This is a genomic window from Dechloromonas denitrificans, assembly GCF_020510685.1.
Lineage (GTDB): Bacteria > Pseudomonadota > Gammaproteobacteria > Burkholderiales > Rhodocyclaceae > Azonexus > Azonexus denitrificans_A.
In genome coordinates this window covers 2741049-2759129 of the sequence record NZ_CP075185.1, presented here as the reverse complement: position 1 = coordinate 2759129, position 18081 = coordinate 2741049, and the positions used below count along the sequence as shown (strand labels likewise).

At 61.5% G+C, this 18081-nt stretch carries 22 protein-coding genes; 18 read left to right on the top strand and 4 right to left on the bottom strand.

The window, feature by feature from the left end:
• Window positions 1–77: 77 nt before the first annotated feature.
• The 7 genes from KI611_RS13195 (at window position 78) to dnaB (ending at window position 6572) form a co-directional block, all read left to right on the top strand.
• Window positions 78–1733 carry a FimV family protein gene (locus tag KI611_RS13195; RefSeq protein WP_226416118.1) on the top strand — a complete coding sequence of 552 codons (1656 nt, stop codon included), beginning with the start codon at window positions 78–80 and terminating at the stop codon, window positions 1731–1733.
• A 14-nt stretch (window positions 1734–1747) separates the two neighbouring features.
• Complete coding sequence (locus KI611_RS13190) at window positions 1748–3529, top strand: acyl-CoA dehydrogenase (protein WP_226416117.1); 1782 nt, start codon at window positions 1748–1750, stop codon at window positions 3527–3529.
• Window positions 3530–3640: 111 nt separating this feature from the next.
• The gene (rpsF, locus tag KI611_RS13185; protein ID WP_226416116.1) at window positions 3641–4030 is read left to right on the top strand and encodes a 30S ribosomal protein S6; all 390 of its coding nucleotides are present in this window, start codon (window positions 3641–3643) and stop codon (window positions 4028–4030) included.
• A gap of 3 nt (window positions 4031–4033) precedes the next feature.
• Window positions 4034–4384: a primosomal replication protein N gene (gene priB, locus KI611_RS13180; RefSeq protein ID WP_319002340.1), complete on the top strand. Its 351-nt coding sequence runs from the start codon at window positions 4034–4036 to the stop codon at window positions 4382–4384.
• Window positions 4356–4631, top strand: coding sequence for a 30S ribosomal protein S18 (gene rpsR, locus KI611_RS13175; RefSeq protein ID WP_153148050.1), 276 nt, complete (start codon window positions 4356–4358; stop codon window positions 4629–4631). The genes priB and rpsR overlap by 29 nt, the downstream gene beginning before the upstream one ends.
• Before the next feature lie 18 nt (window positions 4632–4649).
• Window positions 4650–5096: a 50S ribosomal protein L9 gene (gene rplI, locus KI611_RS13170; protein ID WP_226416115.1), complete on the top strand. Its 447-nt coding sequence runs from the start codon at window positions 4650–4652 to the stop codon at window positions 5094–5096.
• Window positions 5097–5162: 66 nt separating this feature from the next.
• Window positions 5163–6572, top strand: a complete 1410-nt coding sequence (gene dnaB, locus KI611_RS13165; RefSeq protein WP_226416114.1) for a replicative DNA helicase — start codon at window positions 5163–5165, stop codon at window positions 6570–6572.
• Window positions 6573–6635: 63 nt separating this feature from the next.
• Here the strand turns inward: dnaB and KI611_RS13160 are convergent, their stop codons facing one another.
• Window positions 6636–6854, bottom strand: coding sequence for a Nif11-like leader peptide family natural product precursor (locus KI611_RS13160; RefSeq protein ID WP_226416113.1), 219 nt, complete (start codon window positions 6852–6854; stop codon window positions 6636–6638).
• 2 nt (window positions 6855–6856) lie between these two features.
• On the opposite strand from KI611_RS13160, the gene KI611_RS13155 reads away from it, so the two are divergent.
• The 3 genes from KI611_RS13155 to KI611_RS13145 are packed head-to-tail and all read left to right on the top strand — an operon-like array spanning window position 6857 to window position 8464.
• A complete protein-coding gene (locus KI611_RS13155; protein WP_226416112.1) occupies window positions 6857–7051 on the top strand; it encodes a hypothetical protein in 195 nt (64 codons plus the stop codon).
• A gap of 53 nt (window positions 7052–7104) precedes the next feature.
• Window positions 7105–7722, top strand: a complete 618-nt coding sequence (locus KI611_RS13150) for a YitT family protein (RefSeq protein WP_226416111.1) — start codon at window positions 7105–7107, stop codon at window positions 7720–7722.
• A gap of 40 nt (window positions 7723–7762) precedes the next feature.
• Window positions 7763–8464: a 2'-5' RNA ligase family protein gene (locus KI611_RS13145; protein ID WP_226416110.1), complete on the top strand. Its 702-nt coding sequence runs from the start codon at window positions 7763–7765 to the stop codon at window positions 8462–8464.
• Here KI611_RS13145 and KI611_RS13140 read toward each other — a convergent pair.
• Together KI611_RS13140 and KI611_RS13135 are read right to left on the bottom strand one after the other, a co-directional pair.
• Window positions 8421–8627, bottom strand: a complete 207-nt coding sequence (locus tag KI611_RS13140; protein WP_226416109.1) for a hypothetical protein — start codon at window positions 8625–8627, stop codon at window positions 8421–8423. The genes KI611_RS13145 and KI611_RS13140 overlap by 44 nt on opposite strands.
• Window positions 8628–8649: 22 nt before the next feature.
• Window positions 8650–9573 carry a LysR family transcriptional regulator gene (locus KI611_RS13135; RefSeq protein WP_226416108.1) on the bottom strand — a complete coding sequence of 308 codons (924 nt, stop codon included), beginning with the start codon at window positions 9571–9573 and terminating at the stop codon, window positions 8650–8652.
• Window positions 9574–9667: 94 nt separating this feature from the next.
• On the opposite strand from KI611_RS13135, the gene KI611_RS13130 reads away from it, so the two are divergent.
• Complete coding sequence (locus KI611_RS13130) at window positions 9668–10435, top strand: sulfite exporter TauE/SafE family protein (RefSeq protein WP_226416107.1); 768 nt, start codon at window positions 9668–9670, stop codon at window positions 10433–10435.
• Between the two features lie 64 nt (window positions 10436–10499).
• Here the strand turns inward: KI611_RS13130 and KI611_RS13125 are convergent, their stop codons facing one another.
• A complete protein-coding gene (locus KI611_RS13125; RefSeq protein ID WP_226416106.1) occupies window positions 10500–11297 on the bottom strand; it encodes a fumarate reductase cytochrome b subunit in 798 nt (265 codons plus the stop codon).
• Window positions 11298–11680: 383 nt separating this feature from the next.
• Here KI611_RS13125 and KI611_RS13120 point away from each other — a divergent pair, with 383 nt between their 5' ends.
• From KI611_RS13120 to pcaC, 7 genes are read left to right on the top strand one after another with little or no spacing between them, the layout of a single operon-like run.
• Window positions 11681–13618, top strand: coding sequence for an ATP-dependent DNA helicase (locus tag KI611_RS13120; protein WP_226416105.1), 1938 nt, complete (start codon window positions 11681–11683; stop codon window positions 13616–13618).
• Window positions 13611–14786 (top strand): hypothetical protein, encoded by a 1176-nt coding sequence (locus tag KI611_RS13115; RefSeq protein WP_226416104.1) that lies wholly within the window; start codon window positions 13611–13613, stop codon window positions 14784–14786. The genes KI611_RS13120 and KI611_RS13115 overlap by 8 nt, the downstream gene beginning before the upstream one ends.
• Before the next feature lie 17 nt (window positions 14787–14803).
• Window positions 14804–15310, top strand: coding sequence for a molybdopterin-guanine dinucleotide biosynthesis protein B (mobB, locus tag KI611_RS13110; protein WP_226416103.1), 507 nt, complete (start codon window positions 14804–14806; stop codon window positions 15308–15310).
• Complete coding sequence (gene glp, locus KI611_RS13105) at window positions 15304–16509, top strand: gephyrin-like molybdotransferase Glp (protein ID WP_226416102.1); 1206 nt, start codon at window positions 15304–15306, stop codon at window positions 16507–16509. The genes mobB and glp overlap by 7 nt, the downstream gene beginning before the upstream one ends.
• On the top strand, window positions 16506–16754 hold the full coding sequence (gene moaD, locus KI611_RS13100; protein ID WP_226416101.1) for a molybdopterin converting factor subunit 1: 249 nt from the start codon (window positions 16506–16508) through the stop codon (window positions 16752–16754). The genes glp and moaD overlap by 4 nt, the downstream gene beginning before the upstream one ends.
• 12 nt (window positions 16755–16766) lie before the next feature.
• Window positions 16767–17669, top strand: a complete 903-nt coding sequence (ylqF, locus tag KI611_RS13095) for a ribosome biogenesis GTPase YlqF (RefSeq protein ID WP_226416100.1) — start codon at window positions 16767–16769, stop codon at window positions 17667–17669.
• 2 nt (window positions 17670–17671) lie between these two features.
• Complete coding sequence (gene pcaC, locus KI611_RS13090) at window positions 17672–18061, top strand: 4-carboxymuconolactone decarboxylase (RefSeq protein ID WP_226416099.1); 390 nt, start codon at window positions 17672–17674, stop codon at window positions 18059–18061.
• Window positions 18062–18081 lie beyond the last annotated feature (20 nt).

Genomic DNA, 18081 nt, shown 5'->3' with positions numbered 1-18081 from the left:
GGGTTCTGTCGGGTAGCGCTTCCGCGGTTGGTTTGGGCGAATTGCGCGGGCAACCGAATCTTGGTGAGCAACTGCGGTTGGAAATCACGATTCTCGGTGCCGGCAAACAGGGCCTCGATGCGAATTGCTTCCGCTTGGTGCAGCCGGAAGGCGGTAACGATCTGCCCTGGCTGAAAAAAGCCACTTTCAGTCTGCGCAAGGGAAACCCGCCGGTTCTTGAGATTCGTTCCGACGTCATCCTGCGCGAGCCGATTTTGCAGCTGGCGGTACAGTTGAGTTGTGGCCACGAAGTTTCCCGGGAATACATGCTTCTGGCCTCGCCAGAAAAGAATGTTGCGGCGCCGCCGGCCATTCAACGTTCCTTGCCTGACGATGTGCCATCCCGTACTCCGCGAATCACGCCGCAAACCAAGGCGCCGCGTCCCGCACAGCCGGACGTGCTGGAGTCGCCTCCGCGTCTGGCGCCACGGCGGGCCGAGCGGCGTTCGGCACCGCGTGGCTTGCCGGATCGCGTGATGTTGTCGAGCGGCAACGAGGTTGGCGAACCTTCATTGCGTCTGGCCACCGATATCTTTGCCACGCCTGGTGGCGAGGCGGCAGAGGCGCGACGCGACATTCTTCGCCTGGAATTCCGGATGCTGATGGCGCTCAACGAGCAGGCGACATCGCAGTTGGCGACAGCGGAAAAGCTGCGCAACATGGAAGATACTCTCGGCGAATTGCAGCAACGCGCGGGAGAGTTTGCCCAGCGCATCGAAAAAGGTGGTGCTTCAAACGAGTCGCCGGTCGTTGCCGACCAGACGCCGGTGCGACCTGTGCCGACCGATACTTCGGCTCGTCCAGCCAAACCCTCGGTTGCGGGGAGGGCGGAGACTTCCGCTGGTCTTTCCGAGTGGAGCCTCTACGGTGTCTTGCTCGGTGCGCTTTTGGGCATTGGTGGCTGGCTCGGCTGGAAAAATTATCGCGAACGTCGGCAGCGACTGGCTGATGAAAAGCGTGTGCCGCTCGCCCCGAAAATTACCTCGACGGCTGAGCTGGACAAAGAATCCGCTGGGCTGGGTGGCGTAGATCTGCATTTCGATATGCCGACCGGCAGTTCGCCGATCCAGGTCGATGTCGAACTCGATGGCGGCGAGCCTAGCCTCCTTGGGCACCCGGCGGCTCTATCCGATACCCCGGTGGATGCCACCGATTCAGCGGCGGCGATCGATGTTGCCCCGGTTGACGAGCATTTTGAAGCCAATCCCGTGATGGAACTGGCCGACATCATGCTCTCCTTTGGTCGGGTCAAAGGGGCGGCGCAGGCCTTGCAGGAATATATCGACAACAACCCGCAGGAGGCGCTGCAGCCATGGATCAGGCTGATGGATGTCTATCGCATGGCCGGTATGCAGGATGAATTCGAAACTGTGGCGCGCAACCTGAATCAGAACTTCAACGTTGAAATTCAACATTGGGATCCGGCGCAAGCGACGCCCGGCCTTCAGGTCGTCGATCTGCTCGTTGACGATTCCGCCACGGTCCCGGTTGCGCCGCGTCCGGAGTCGCTGGAACAGATGCCGCGCATCATCGGCATGATCTGCGAGATGTGGCCGGGTGGCGATGTCGTCGGTTATCTTTACCAGTTGTTACGTGACAACCGCGGTGGTCAGCGTCTTGGTTTCGCGCTTCCCGTCGTCGAGGAAATACTTTTCCTGATTGAACTCAAGGAAACCTCCAACCGAATTCAATAGAAAGATGCGATCCCATGAGTGAATACGTTGCGCCGTTAAAAGATATTCGTTTCGTCATGCAGGATCTGGCCGATCTCGACCGGGTCGTTGCTTTGCCGGGGTGCGAGGAGGCGACGCCGGACGTCGTCGATGCCATTCTCGAAGAGGCAGCCAAATTTGCCGGGGCGGTGCTTTCGCCGCTCAATCGCGTTGGTGACCAGGATGGCGCCAAGTGGAAAGACACGGTGGTGACCACGTCGCCTGGTTTCAAGGAAGCCTATCGGCAATTTGTCGACAACGGCTGGAACGGTCTCGGTTGCGATCCGGAGTTTGGCGGCCAGGGCTTGCCCAAGCTGCTGTCCACCGCGGTCAGCGAAATGTGGAAAGCGGCCAACCATGCTTTCTCGCTGTGTCCGATGCTGACGCAGGGGGCCATTGAGGCGCTGATGATCGCCGGTACCGACGAGCAGAAGGCGGCCTACCTGCCGAACCTGGTTTCCGGCGAATGGACCGGGACGATGAATCTGACCGAGCCTTCGGCCGGTTCCGATCTGGCCGCCGTGCGGACGCGCGCCGAGCCGGTCGGTGACGGCACCTACAAGGTTTTCGGCCAGAAGATCTTCATCACCTATGGCGAGCATGACATGACGGACAACATCGTCCATCTGGTGCTCGCCCGGACGCCGAATGCGCCGGAAGGAGTCAAGGGAATTTCGCTGTTCGTCGTGCCGAAATTCCTGCTCAAGGCCGACGGTACGCCCGGCGAACGTAATGACGTCTACTGCGTCTCGATCGAACACAAGCTGGGCATTCACGGTAGTCCGACGGCGGTACTCGCCTTTGGCGACAACGGCGGGGCGATCGGTACGCTGGTCGGTGAGGAGAATCGCGGCCTGGAGTACATGTTCATCATGATGAACGCCGCCCGCTTCAACGTCGGCCTGGAAGGTCTGGGCGATGCCGAGCGGGCCTATCAGCGCGCTGCCGTCTATGCCAAGGAGCGCGTCCAGGGAACCGAAGTCGGCGTGCGGGGCGGTCCGAAAGTGCCGATCATCAAGCATCCCGACGTTCGTCGCATGTTGATGTCGATGCGTTCCCGCATCGAAGCCATGCGCGCGCTGGCTTATGTCACCGCTGCGGCACAGGACAATGCCCATGCCAACCCGGACGAGGCGGCGCGCAAGAAGGGGCAGGCGTTTGCCGAACTGATGATTCCGGTGGTTAAAGGCTGGAGTACCGAAAGCGCCATCGACATCGCCTCGCTCGGTGTTCAGGTGCATGGCGGGATGGGTTACATCGAAGAAACCGGCGCCGCCCAGCATCTGCGCGATGCCCGCATCACGGCGATCTATGAAGGAACGACGGCGATTCAGGCGAACGACCTGATCGGCCGCAAGATCGCCCGCGAGAAAGGGCTGACCATCCTGGCGGTAATCGCCGACATGCGGGCTGCTGCCGCCCGGCTCGATGGCGATCTGGCTCCGATTGGAGCACGGCAGAATGCCGCGATCGACGCCCTGGAGAAAGCGGTTGCCTGGATCGTCGCCAATTTTTCCGGTGAGCCAAAGGCGGTGCATGCCGGCGCCGTACCGTTCCTGTATCTGCTCGGTATCGTGGCTGGCGGCTGGCAAATGGGGCGCGCGGCAGTGATTGCCCGGGCCCGGATCGCGGCCGGTGACGGCGACCCGTTCTGGGCGGCAAAGCTGGCGACCACGCGTTTTTTCGCCGATCATTTCCTGGTTCAGGCGGCTGGTCTGGCCGAGTCGGTTGTGGCCGGTGCCGGCGGGGCGTTGGAAATGGCTGACGACTGCTTCTAATTAAGCTGCATCGGATCCCCGTAAGCCCACGATTGCTGTTATAATCGTGGGCTTTTCAACCTTGCCCTACCGCATTCGCATGGTGGAGGGTTCATCCCAAAAGGAGTTTGCATGCGCCATTATGAAATCGTCTTTATCGTCCATCCGGACCAAAGCGAACAAGTGCCCGGCATGGTCGAGCGCTATCGTGCCATCGTCGCTGCCAAGGGCGGCGTGATCCATCGTCTGGAAGACTGGGGCCGTCGCCAATTGGCTTACCCGATCCAGAAGATCCACAAGGCTCACTATGTTCTGATGAACATCGAGATCGACGGCGAAACGCTGAACGAACTCGAGCATTCATTCAAGTTCAACGATGCCGTGCTGCGCCACCTCACCGTCAAGATGAAAGCCGCTGTGACGACTCCTTCCCCGATGATGAAGGAAGAGAAGTCCAAGTCCCTGCTGGCTGGCGACGTGGCTCCGGTTGCTGCTGAACAAGCTGCTCCGGCTGCTGCCTAAAACATATTTGCACGGGAATTACGGCTGAACTGTATCGAACTCTCCGGTCAATTGGTCGAGCGCAAAGCCTTGCGCTACACCCCGGCCGGCGTGCCAGTCAGTGAAGGGCGCTTGCAACACAGCTCCTCGCAGATTGAAGGCGGTGCAGAGCGTCTGGTGGAAGTGGAAATTGCTGTTCTGGCCTTGGGCGAATCCGCCCGCTGGCTACAAGCAGCACCCCTCGGCGGGGCCGTCAAACTGACTGGATTTCTTGCTGCCAGAAGCCGCAACAGCAAAGCGCCCGTGCTACATGTGAATTCAATAGAATTTTTGGAAGGAAACGAAAATGGCTCGATTCTTCAAGAAGAAGGATGATGACAAGAAAAAGAAACGCGGCGGTGGTCTCTTCAAGCGCCGTAAGTTCTGCCGCTTCACGGCAGAAAAAGTCGAACAGATCGACTACAAGGATGTGGATGTCCTGAAGGAATTCATCCAGGAAAACGCCAAGATCATGCCGGCTCGTCTGACCGGCACCAAGGCCGGCTATCAGCGTCAGCTGGGCACCGCCATCAAGCGCGCCCGCTTCCTGGCTCTGCTGCCTTACACCGACAACCATCAATAATTCTCGAGGAGACGAAACATGCAAATCATTCTGCTCGAAAAGGTTGTTAACCTCGGTAACCTCGGCGATATCGTCAAGGTCAAGGATGGCTACGCCCGTAACTTCCTGATCCCGAAAAAGATTGCCAAGCGCGCCACGCCGGCTGCCAAGGCCGAGTTCGAAGTCCGTCGCGCCGAACTGGAAAAGATCGCCGCTGACAAGCTCGTCGCTGCTCAAGGCGTTGCTGAAAAGCTGACCGGTGTTTCCGTGTCGGTTGCCCGCAAGGCCGGTCTGGACGGTCGCTTGTTCGGTTCCGTCGGCAATGCCGACATCGCCGAAGCACTGAAGGCTGCCGGTTTCGTGGTCGACAAGTCGGCTATCCGCCTGCCGGATGGTCCGCTGAAGACGATTGGCGATTTCCCGCTCGACGTTGCGCTGCACACCGACGTGCTGGCCAGCATCAACGTGGCGGTGGTTGCCGAGTAATTCCGGCCACGCCTCACGACAAAAGGCCTCGCAGTAGCGAGGCCTTTTTACTTTAAACTCGATCCCATGAACCAGCGCCCACAGAAACCCCGTGTTACCGATTCTTCCCTGGACCACCTGCGTGTTCCGCCGCATTCCGTAGAGGCCGAGCAGTCGGTTCTCGGTGGTTTGTTGCTTGATAACCAGGCCTGGGACCGGATCGGCGACATGATCGTCGATACGGACTTCTATCGCGACGAGCACCGGCGTATCTTCCGCCAGATTCGCAGCCTGCTGGAGCGCGCCAAGCCGGCCGACGTCATTACCGTGGCGGAGGCGCTCGATGCGGCCGGCGATGGTGAGCGGACCGGCGGCCTGGTCTATCTTGGCGAATTGGCCGCCAACACGCCCTCGGCGGCGAATATCAAGCGCTATGCGGAGATTGTTCGTGAGCGTTCGGTTTTGCGCCAGCTGGTGGCGACGGCCGACGAAATCGCTTCCGATGCGCTGAATCCGCTCGGCCGGGATGCCGAAACGCTGCTTGATGAAGCGGAATCGAAGATCTTCAAGATTGCCGAAGCCGGCGCTGGACACAACGAAGGCTTCGTTCATATCAATCCGCTGCTGACCCAGGTTGTCGAGCGGATTCAGGAATTGCACGATCGCGATAACCCGTCAGACATTACCGGGGTGCCGACCGGCTTCATCGATCTCGATCAGAAAACCTCGGGCTTCCAGCCGGGCGACCTGATCATCGTCGCCGGCCGCCCGTCGATGGGCAAGACGGCCTTTGCCCTGAACATTGCCGAAAACGTCGCGGTCGAGTCGGGACTGCCGGTCGGCGTATTCTCGATGGAAATGGGCGGTGCCCAGTTGGCCATGCGGATGCTGGCCTCGATCGGCCGCCTGAATTCGCAGAGTCTGCGGACTGGGCGGATGAACGACGATGAGTGGGCTAAGCTCTCCTTCGCCCTTGGCAAGCTGCATGAGGCGCCGCTCTACATCGACGAGACCGGCGGCCTCAGTCCGGCCAACCTGCGCGCTCGCGCCCGACGCCTGGCCCGCCAGTACGGCGGCAAGCTCGGTCTGCTGGTGATCGACTACATCCAGCTGATGAGCGGCAACCGGCAGGGTGAAAACCGGGCGACCGAAGTCTCGGAAATCTCCCGTTCGATCAAGTCGCTGGCCAAGGAATTGCAAGTACCCATCGTCGCGCTGTCGCAGCTTTCGCGGAAAGTCGAGGAGCGGACGGACAAGCGGCCGATGATGTCCGACTTGCGCGAATCCGGCGCTATCGAGCAGGATGCCGACGTGATCCTGATGATGTACCGCGACGAGTACTACAACAAGGAAAGCCAGGACAACAAGGGCATGGCCGAAGTGATTATCGGCAAGCAGCGTAACGGCCCGACCGGCACCGTGCGCATGGCCTTCATCGGCGAATACACACGTTTCGAAAATCTGGCGAGCGGTGGCTTTGTCAGCTCGGATAACTGACCATCAGAAGTGAAGAGGGCCGGGAAATCCCGGCCTTCTTCGTTGCGCCGGCAGCCTTGTCGATCAGACGCGGAGCAGTGCCTTGACCAGGCGTTCGGAGAGTTGATCCTCGGTGAACTGGGCTTCGTTCGGTGGGTAAAGGGAGTTCTCTTCGATAGCGAAACCGTGTTCCTGAGCCAGGGCACGCAGTTCCTTGATCTTCTGGCAGGCTTTGAGTTTTTCTGTCAGCTCGGCATCGGTTTTGGCTTTTTCGGCGAAGGCCTTGATCGGGGCAATGGACATCTATGGTTCTCCTGAACGGTGATGTGGGTGGAAAGAGCGGTTGGTTTGCGGAAAATTGTCGTCTTGATTACAAAAAACGAAATATTCCGGGGCAAAGCTTCCTGTTAGCAATAAAAGGGCCAAATGCTTGGCCCGCCACCGTTGGCTGCGGAAAACCGCCAGAAGATGCGATCTTTCGGGAAAACAGCCGGCAGTAAGCGATCTTGATGGACTAACATTTGTCCCTCCATTGCCAACGACAAAACGCTTGATGCCCGCTATGCAGACCGAACAGATCACCCGCCACAGTCTTTTCGAAGACGTCCAGGCCTTGCTGGTCGGGCCGATGTTCGTCGCCTTCGCCGTCCTGCTTTTTCAGCAGGCCGGCTTGCTGACCGGCGGCACGGTCGGCCTGGCCTTCCTGTTGCACTACCTGATGGGGTGGTCGATGGCGTGGATCGTCTTCGTGCTGAATCTGCCGTTTTACCTCTTTGCCTGGCGGGCAATGGGCTGGGTGTTCACCATCAAGACCTTTATCTGCGTCGGCTTGCTGTCGCTCTACACCGCGCTGTTGCCGCAGGTGATTGTGCTGCAGTCGGTCGACCGGCTGTTTGCCGCGGTGATGGGCGGTTTCTTGATTGGCGTCGGATTGCTGATGATCGTCCGCCACAAGGCCAGCCTTGGCGGTCTGGGCGTGCTGGCGCTGTACTTTCAGAACACCCGTGGCTGGCCGGCCGGCAAGGTCCAGATGGTAGCCGACGCGTTGATTCTGGTGGTTGGCCTGGTGATTCGTGACCCGCTCAGTATCGGTCTGTCGATTGTCGGCGCCCTGGCGCTAAATCTGGTGCTGGCCGTCAATCACAAGGCCGGGCGCTATCTCGGAACCTGAGTCGCGGCGATCAACCGCTGCCGACGATCATTTCGCCGCCATGACTTTGTTTCAAGAGTCCTTTACCTTGCCCAGCGAATGCCGTGATTTTGTCGAATGGCATCTCGGGCGCTCACCCTATCTGTTCTGGGCGGTCGATCTCGATACGCCCGTTGTGCGACAGCGGATCGATCGCGCCGCGATGCAGCTTGATGGTCTGCTACTCGATACTTATTGCCGTCAGCCGCATGTCACGCTCGACGTCTGCGGTTTTCCCAGCGGCGAGCCGCGCTATCCCGATGATTTCGGCCCGGAGTTGGTGCATGCCCAATGCCTGGCCCTGCGTGCAGCGCGCCTGGCTTGCTTCGAGATTGAAATCGGCGGGTTGGCGAGCTTTTCCTCGGCGCCCTATCTGGCCCTGGTTGACCACGGCGGCGGTCTTGCCGCCGTCCGGAGATGCCTGGCTGTCAATGGCACAAACCGGCTGACCGGCGCGTTTACGCCGCATCTGACGGTTGGCCTTTATGCCGACGCCTGGCCGGCCGCCATGGTGCATTCCCGCCTGGCCTGCTTTGCTGTCGGGGAGCAGCTGCGTTGCCGGGTCGAGCGGGTCAGTCTGATGAGCTATGCGCCTTCGGAAATCGGTGGGCCGTTGAGTCGGGTCGGCAGTTTTCATCTCGAGTCGGGGCACATGCGCTGGCACGACAGGGCAAATCAGCTTATCCCTGGCTTTCAGTCGGCGCTTCGTCGGCTCGCCCGATAATTTTCCAGGCATACATCAGGCTCGTCTCGCTGAATTCCCGGCCGCTTGCGCTGTCCTGCCACCAGATATCGCCGCGCGCATCGGGGCCGCGATAGCGCCAGTGCTGCTGTTCGCCGCTGCACAGTTCGATCAGGTAGAGGGCGTTGCGTATCGGCTCGGTCATTGGCAGCTCCGGTGCCGGTGTTTCACCAGGATGCGGGGCGCGAGGTGTCGTCGGCCCGGTAAGCGGCAAAGCGTTCGGCGAGAAAGTCGATGAAGATCCGCACCTTGGCCGACAACTGGTGGCGCTGCGGGTAGATGGCGTGGATGTCGGCGGCGCTGCCGACCCATGGTTCGAGCACCCGGACCAGTTCGCCGCTGCGCAGGTAGCCGGCGATATCCCATTCCGAGCGCAGTACGATGCCGTGTCCGGCCAAGGCCCAGTCGACGGCGATTTCGCCGTGATTGACGGCGAGCGGGCTGCGCACCTTGATCATCACTTGCTGCTTGCCGTCGGCGAGCTGCCAGTTGTTGAAGGCGGCAGTGCTTTCGCGAATGACGATGCAGGAATGGCCTTGCAGATCGCGCGGTTCGGCCGGCCTGCCGCGTTCGGCAAGGTAGGCCGGAGCGGCGCACAGCAGGCGGCGGTTGGCGGCAATTTTACGGGCGAGGATGCGGGCATCCGGTGGCGGTCCGAAGCGGATGCCGATATCCAGGGCGTGTTCGGTCAGGTCGAGGGCGCGATCCGACAGATGCAGAACGACATCGACTTCCGGATAGCTTCGAACAAAATCGGAAATCAGCGGCCCGAGGTGGCGGCGGCCGAAGCCGAATCCGGCATTGATCCGCAGCAGGCCGCGCGGCGTATCGCGGCTTTCGGTCAGCGAGCGCTCAAGACGCTCGATGTCGCGCAGGATCTGCTCGCCGTCTTCGAGATAACTTTCACCTTCCGGGGTTAGGCTGAGGCGGCGCGTCGTCCGGTTGAGCAAGCGGACGCCGAGGCGTTTTTCTAGCGCCGCCAGGCGGCGGCTGACCGCCGGCGGCGTCACGCCGAGAGCCTGGGCGGCCGCAGCCAGGCTCGGCTGGCGGGCAAGCAAGCTGAAAAAACCAAGATCGGTGGCGTCGGCCATTAGTGCGTAAAAGTTAATAATGAATTGATCGGTCAGCCATTGTAGCTTTGGGTGGGTTGAATATGATGTGTTTTCCACCGCCAAGCGAAGCATCATGCATCTTCTTCCGTTCTCCGAACTCTTGCTGACCCTGGCCCTCGGCGCCGGGCTCGGATTTTTTGGCGGCCTGTTCGGCATCGGTGGCGGCATCATCGCCATTCCGCTACTGGTCCTCGGTTTTGGCATGGAGCAGCCGCTGGCTCAAGGCACGGCGCTGGTCCTGATGGTGCCGAATCTGCTGGTTGGCTGGTGGCGTTACAGCCAGCGCCATCCGCTGGCCTTGGGCAATGCCCTGTTGATGGCGCTTTCCGGCACCTTGACCACCTGGCTGGTCGCCCATTTTGCCACCCGGCTCGATCCGCTGATCCTGCGCTGGCTGTTCAGTCTCTTCATCGGCCTGCTGGCTTTGCGCTTGCTGATCCGTCGTCGGACCCTCGGCGACGCCGGCGAGCAGCCCTTGGATGTCCGCTGCCTACCGCTCGTCGGCATCATGGGCGGCAGCAGCATGGGCCTGCTCGGTATCGGTGGCGGACTGGTCGCGACGCCGCTGCTGTCGGGTTGGCTGGGGCAACGTCAGGCGATGGCGCAAAGTCTGTCGCTGGCCCTGGTTGCCCCGAGTTCGGTGGTCGCCCTGGCGACCTACGCCGGCGCCCAGCGGGTGGACTGGACGATGGGTTTGCCGCTGGCAATTGGCGGCTTATTCACTGTCTCAGCTGGCGTGGCACTGGCCCACCGCTTGCCCGAAAAACGCATGCGCGCGGCGTTTGCCTGGATGCTGCTGAGCACCGCGCTATGGCTGTTGATCGGGCCGTTTGTCCTGTAGCTTCATTTTTGGCCGGCCAACCCGTCACCGATGATGAGGGTCTCGTATATGAACGACGATGCTCTCAGTCGATTTCGGTGGCGGGCAGGGTGCTTTGGTAAGTCGGTGCGTAGTACTCGCCGACATGTGCGGCATGATTGCGGCCAAGTTCAATGTAGGCTGCTAGTGTGACCAGGCCGAGGGTAACGAAGAAAGCGCTGATCCCATGTTTGGCCAAGTGTTGCCGACGACGGCTGATATTCGATCGGTTGGCCACGAACCAGCCCCGCTTGATCGCCAACCGGTAGAGGCCGATGCTGGCATGCAGTTCGGCGGCGAACAGCAGCATCAGGTAGAGCGGCCACAGATTACCGGTCCATACCCGGTCGGCAGCTTCGAAAGGGTTGCTCATCGACGGTTGAGTCAGCATGTCGTAAAGGTGGATGGTGGCCATGAAAAACAGCGCGAAGCCGGTCCAGATCTGCAGCCACCACAGCGAGGTATGGTCATGATGCAAGTCGTTCTTGGTCGGGGTGGCGGCGCGGTACTGACGATAGCCGGCGGGAAACTTGCGCATCGCCAGCCAGACGTGGGAAATGAAGATCACCAGAATGACGGTGGCGACACCTGATACCAGAACGGGATAGGGTTTACCAAGATGGTAGGCGCCTTCAAATAACCGGGCGACGGTATAAAAAGCATTCTGGCTGATCAGTAAGGATGTGACGAATAACAGGTGTGCCAACAGGAACACCGCCAGGAGCAGTCCGGAGACAGTCTGCAGGACGTCGAGCCGGGTTGGCGGGGCGACGGACGACGGACCGCTGTCATCCGGGTTGGTCGGTTTGTGGCAGGCTTTGCTACGCCCTGTCAGGCTGGCCATCATCGCTTCCCGTTGCAAAATCTTTCTCTCTGTTGAAGGTCGATGTCGAAATCCGGTTTCTTGCCGGATGTCCGGAAGAGAGGGGCGACATTCATCTTGTTTTTACTATCGAATTTGACTGTAGCACAGAGGTTTGCGCTATTGCTGCAACGCAACATATATTTGTTTTTTTGCGTTTTGTAAGGCTTTTGTAAGGCATGCAGCAAAAAGGTTTTCGGCTATTCCGTGAGTATTTTTGCGCTGCATCAAAATCGTCCTGGAGATGGAGGCCTGTCCGGTTATTGTCGGATGTCTTTGTTTGAACTGTCAGATGCCGGCGATGTGCTCGAAGATGGTGGGCGGCATCTGTTAAGATTCGGCCCGCATTCATCAGGTCTTGCTCCTTGTCTTCCCTTCCCGAAATATTCTCTCCCGATGGTCCGCTGGCCCAAGGCATCAGCGGCTATCGCGTGCGCGATCAGCAGGTCGAAATGGCCGAGCGTATCGCCGCCGCCATCAACAGCTGCTCGGTCTTCATCGCCGAAGCGGGTACCGGCACGGGCAAAACCTTTGCCTATCTGGTGCCGGCCCTGCGCTCGGGCGGCAAGGTGATTGTCTCGACCGGTACCAAGACGCTGCAGGACCAGCTTTTCAACAAGGACCTGCCGATGGTCCGCGATGCGCTGAAGGCGCCGGTCAAGATCGCCTTGCTCAAGGGACGGGCCAATTACGTTTGTCCCTACCATCTCGAACGCTCGCTGGCCGACGGCCGCTTCCTGACCCGCGAAGATGCTGCCGACGCCCGCCGCATCTCGGTCTTCGCCAAGGTGACGCATACCGGCGACAAGGCGGAATGCCTGGAAGTCTCGGAAAACTCGCCGGTCTGGAATCACGTCACCTCGACCCGCGAAAACTGCCTCGGCCAGGACTGCCCGGATTACAAGGACTGCTTTGTGATGTTGGCGCGGCGCGAGGCGATGGCGGCCGATCTGGTGGTGGTCAATCACCACCTGTTCTTCGCCGACGTGATGCTGCGTGACGAAGGTATGGCCGAACTGCTGCCGGCCTGCAACACGGTGATCTTCGACGAGGCACACCAGTTGCCGGAAGTGGCGACGCTGTTCTTCGGCGATACTGTATCGACGGCGCAGATCCTCGATCTGGCCCGCGATGCCCGTTCCGAAGGGCTGACCAATGCCCGCGATTGTCTTGAACTGCAGTCCGGCGCCCGGGAAATGGAAAAAATTGCCAAGGACCTGCGGTTGGCCGTCGGTCTCGATGCCGGGCGTTTCTCCTATGGCCAGCTGCTCGAAAAGCCCGAATTTGCCCCGGCCTTGAAGGAACTGGAAGAGGAGGTAACGAAGTTTGCCGCCATTCTGGAAACCCAGGCCGAGCGCGCCGAGGGACTTGAGAAATGCTGGCAGCGGGCGGTCGAACTGGTGCAGCGGCTTGGTCAGTGGCAGAAAGTCAGTGATGACGGTTATGTGCGCTGGGCCGAAGCCTTCACCCATTCGCTGCAGCTGAATTCGACGCCGCTCGATGTCGCGGAGATTTTCCGCAAGCAGATGGGTGGCCATCCGCGCGCCTGGATCTTTACCTCGGCGACGCTCGCCGTGCAGGGCAAGTTTCACCATTACTGCGCCGAACTCGGTCTTGGCGAGCCGGAATCCGCCTGCTGGCAAAGTCCCTTCGATTATGGCCGGCAGGCCTTGCTCTACGCGCCGCTCGGCATGCCGGAACCGAACTCCTACGGCTACACCGACGCCGTCGTCGATGCCGCCTTCCCGGCGGTGGTGGCGGCCGGCGGCGGGGCTTTCTTCCTGTGCACCAGCTTGCGCGCCATGCGCCGGACGCATGAGCTGATCAAGGCGCGGCTGGAAGACGAAGGCCACGACATGCCGCTGCTGATGCAGGGCGAGGGCAGCAAGAACGATCTGCTGCAACGCTTCCGCCACCTCGGCAACGCCATCCTGGTCGGCAGCCAGAGCTTCTGGGAAGGCGTCGATGTGCGCGGTGAAGCCTTGTCGCTGGTCGTCATCGACAAGATCCCCTTCGCGCCGCCTGACGATCCGGTACTCTCGGCGCGCATCGAGCAAATGCGGCAGCAGGGGCGCAACGCCTTCATGGAATACCAGTTGCCGCGTGCCGTGATCAACGTCAAGCAGGGGGCCGGCCGGCTGATTCGCGATGAAACCGATACCGGGGTGCTGATGATTTGCGATCCACGACTTTTATCAAAGCCTTACGGCCGCCGGGTCTGGCAAAGTCTGCCCCCGATGAAGCGGACCAAGGAGCTTTCCGAAGTGATCAATTTCTTTGCCAGCAGGAACCGTGATGTTTGACCGGCAGGCCTTGAAGGCGGCGCTGGAGGAGGGGGCTCCGCTGGATTTCGAAAGCCTGTCCAGTTCGCACCCGTCGTTGTTCTCGCCGGCTGAACTGCATATCGCCCCGGCGACGCTGCAGGCGATGGCCGATCTGGTCGCCGCCATCGAATCGGTGATTGCCCTACCGGCCTACCAGCAACGGGTGCTGGCCTGGGCGCCGGCCAGCGCGCAGAAGCCAGTGGCGGCGCGCAGCGTCTTTTTCGGCTATGACTTTCATCTGGCCGAGAGCGGCCCGCGGCTGATCGAAATAAACACCAATGCCGGCGGCGGGATGTTGAACAGCCGACTGTTGATGGCCCACGGCGAGACCGAAGCGGCGCGCCGCGTCGAGCAGGCCTTTGTCGCGATGTTCCGCGAGGAATGGCGGCTGATGCGTGGTGCGGCGCCGCTTAAGCGCATCGCCATCGTTGACGAAAATCCGGACCGGCAATATCTGGCACCGGAATTCGAACTGTTCCGTCAGTTGTTCGAGGCCAACGGCATTGCGGCGGTGATCGCCGACCCAGGTGAGTTCACCCGCGACGGCAATCGGCTGCTCTACCGCGGCGAAGTCGTAGACTTGATCTACAACCGGCTGACCGATTTTTCGCTCGATGCCGCGGCCAATGCCGATATCCAGGCCGTTTTCGCCGCCGATGGCGTGGTCGTCACGCCGCATCCGCGCGCCCACGCCCTCTATGCCGACAAACGCAACCTGGTGCTGCTGTCCGACGAGGCCACGCTGATCGAGCTCGACGTGCCGGCAGCGACCCGGCGCACCTTGCTGGCCGGCATCCCGCGCACGGTTGCGGTCGGCACGGCGGAGGGCGAGCGCTTCTGGGCCGAGCGTAAACGCTGGTTCTTCAAGCCGGCTGCCGGTTTCGGCAGTCGTGCCGCCTACCGTGGCGACAAACTGACCAAGCGTGTCTTCGAAGAAATCTGCCAGGGCGGTTACATCGCCCAGCAAATTGTCCCGCCATCCGAGCACGCGGTGCTGGTCGAGGACGAAATGCAGTTGATGAAGGCCGATATTCGCGCCTTTGTCTATCAGGCCGAGGTGCAATTGTTCGTGGCTCGTCTATACCAGGGCCAGACGACCAATTTCCGGACGCCGGGCGGTGGTTTCGCGCCGGTTTTCCCGGCTTAAGCGGGTAAAATCCGGCCATGAAAGTTTTTGGTATTGCCGGCTATTCCGGCTCCGGCAAGACGACTTTGCTGGAAAAATTGATTCCCCAACTCACCGCCCGCGGCATCAAGGTCGCGGTGATCAAACATGCCCATCACGGCTTCGATATCGACCGGCCGGGAAAGGACTCCTACCGCCACCGCGAAGCGGGTGCCCACGAAGTGCTGTTGTCCTGCAACGACCGCTGGGCCTTGATGCACGAGCGCCGCAGCGAAGGCGAGGTGACCCTCGACGAGCTGATCGGCCGCCTGTCGCCCTGCGATCTGGTGCTGATCGAAGGCTTCAAGCAGGAACCGGTGCCCAAGCTGGAAGTCTACCGCCCGGAGAACGGCAAGCCGCCGCTCTTTCCGGAGCGCAGCGATATCGTCGCGCTGGCCACCGATGCCGACATTGTCACCTCCTTGCCGAAACTGCCGCTGAACGACATGGCGGCGATTGCCACTTTTATTATCGATACCCTCCAATTGTCGGAGCGCCCATGCTGACCTTTGAACAAGCCCTGGAAAAACTGCTCGCCGCTGCCCTGCCGGTCGAAGAGGTCCGCTCGCTACCGCTGACCGCCGCCGCCGGCCGCGTCCTGGCCGCTGCCCAGCAGTCCACCGTGGCCGTTCCGCCGCTCGACAATTCGGCGATGGATGGTTACGCCGTGCGGATTGCCGACCTGTCGGCAGCCGGCGTCTGTCTGCCGGTCAGCCAGCGGATTCCGGCGGGCACGGTCGGTACCGCGCTGCAACCCGGTACCGCCGCCCGGATCTTTACCGGCGCCCCGGTGCCGGCCGGGGCCGACGCCGTGGTCATGCAGGAGCTCTGCGCGCATGGCGAAAACGGTGTCGTCATCAACCATCAGCCGCGTCTGGGCGAAAACATTCGCCGGGCCGGCGAAGACATCGCGCTCGGCGCCGACATCCTGACGTCGGGCAGCAAGCTGCGGCCGCAGGACATTGCCCTCGCCGCATCGGCCGGGCTGCCCGAGTTGCCGGTCTATCGCCGGGTCCGTGTCGGCGTCTTCTTTACCGGCAACGAACTGGTCCAGCCCGGCGATCCTTTGCCGCCGGGCGCCATCTACAATTCCAACCGCTACGCGTTGCGCGCCCTGCTCGAAGGGCTGGGCTGCGAAGTGCGCGATCTCGGCACCGTGCCGGACAATCTGGCATCGACCCGCGAAGCCCTGCGCAAGGCGGCCGCCGACAATGACCTGATCGTCACCAGCGGCGGCGTTTCGGTCGGCGAGGAAGATCACGTCAAGCCGGCGGTCGAAGCGGAAGGCCGGATCGACATGTGGAAGCTTGCCATCAAGCCGGGCAAGCCGCTGGCTTTCGGCGAAGTCCGCCGGCCCGGCGGCAAGGCCTGGTTCATCGGCCTGCCGGGCAATCCGGTGTCGGCCATCGTCACTTTCCTGATCATGGTTCGCCCCTTCGTGCTGCGTTTGCAGGGGGTGAGCGATGTCACGCCGCGCTCCTTCAGCCTGCGCGCCGATTTCGCCTGGCTGCGGCCGGATGTCCGTGCCGAATTCCTGCGGGCCCGGATGAACGACAAGGGCGGCGTCGAGCTCTACCCGAATCAGGGCGCCGGCGTCCTCACCTCGCTGTGCTGGGGCGATGGCCTGGTGTTCAACAAGCCGGGGCTGGCCATCAACCAGGGTGACAGCGTGTGCTTCGTGCCCTACGCGGAGTTGCTGTCGTGAGCGTCAAAATTCTCTATTTCGCGAGTCTCAAGGAGGCGCTCGGCATGGCCGGCGAATCCGTCGAGCTGCCGGCCGGCGTGGCTACCGTCGGCGCCTTGCGCGATTGGCTGGTCGGCCGCGGTCGGGAAAAACTGGCGAGCGCCAAAAATCTGCGCTGCGCTGTCAATCAGGATATGGCCGGGCTCGATGCACCGGTCAGGGAGGGCGACGAGATCGCCTTCTTTCCGCCGGTTACCGGCGGTTAATTAGGAAATACAATGTCTATTCAATGGTTCCCCGGGCATATGACCCAGGCCCGCAAGAAGGCCGGCGAGACGCTGGCCATGGCCGACGTCGTGGTCGAGGTGCTCGATGCCCGCCTGCCGCAGGCGAGCAGTAATCCGATGATTCACGAGCTGCGCGCCTTCCGCCAGCGCCCCTGCCTGAAGCTGCTGAACAAGGCCGACATGGCCGATCCGGTGGCGACCAAGGCCTGGCTCGACTATTTCGCCAAGCAGCCGGGGGTGATGGCGGTGGCCATTTCCTGCAAGAAGGCCAGCGACGTGGCGCGCATTCCGGGGCTGGCGCAGAAGCTGGCGCCGCATCGCTGCGATGCGATCAAGCCGCTGCGCCTGATGATCATGGGCATTCCCAACGTCGGCAAATCGACGCTGATGAACGCGCTGGTCAAGAAGCGGGTAGCGGCGGTCGGCGACCAGCCGGCGGTGACCAAGAGCCAGCAGCGCATCGACATCAGCTCGCGGCTGACGATCTACGACACGCCGGGCATGCTCTGGCCACGCATTGCCCATCCGATCGACGGTCTGATGCTGGCGGCCAGCCACGCGGTCGGCGTCAATGCCTACATCGATGAAGAAGTCGCGACTTTTCTCGCCGACTTCCTGGTCGAGCACTACCCGGCCATGCTCAGCGCCCGCTATGGCTTTGCCACCGACGGGCTGGATGGCGTCGCGGTTATCGCAGCCGTCGCCAAGAAGCGCGGCTGCCTGATGAAAGGGCGGGGCGGCGAACTGGATCTGGAAAAAGCGGCCGGCATTCTGCTCACCGACTACCGGACCGGCGCCATCGGCCGGATCAGCCTGGAAACGCCGGCACTGCGCGAAGCCCGCGCCGAGCAACTGGCCAAGGCGGCAGTGGTCGTCGATACCCCGGAAGACTGAAAGTGGCCAGGGACGAGCAATTCGAGCAGGGCTTGCGGATGCGCAAGCAGGTGATGGGCGAGGCTTTTGTCGACCAGGCTTTCGCCAATGTCGATGCCTTCACCGCGCCCTTGCAGGAGTTCGTCACCCGCAATGCCTGGGGCACCACCTGGTGCCGTGAAGGCCTTGATCTGAAGACGCGCAGCCTGCTGACGCTGTCGATGCTGACGGCACTCGGCCGGGCGCACGAGATCAAGGGCCACGTGCGCGGCGCGATCAACAACGGGGCGACGCCGCAGGAAATCCAGGAAGTGCTGCTGCATGCCGCCATTTACTGCGGCATGCCCTTGGCTATCGACGCCTTCCGTTCGGCGCATGAAGTGCTCAAGGATATGGGCCAGCTCGCCGAGTAAGGCCTTGGCCGGCCTCGGCC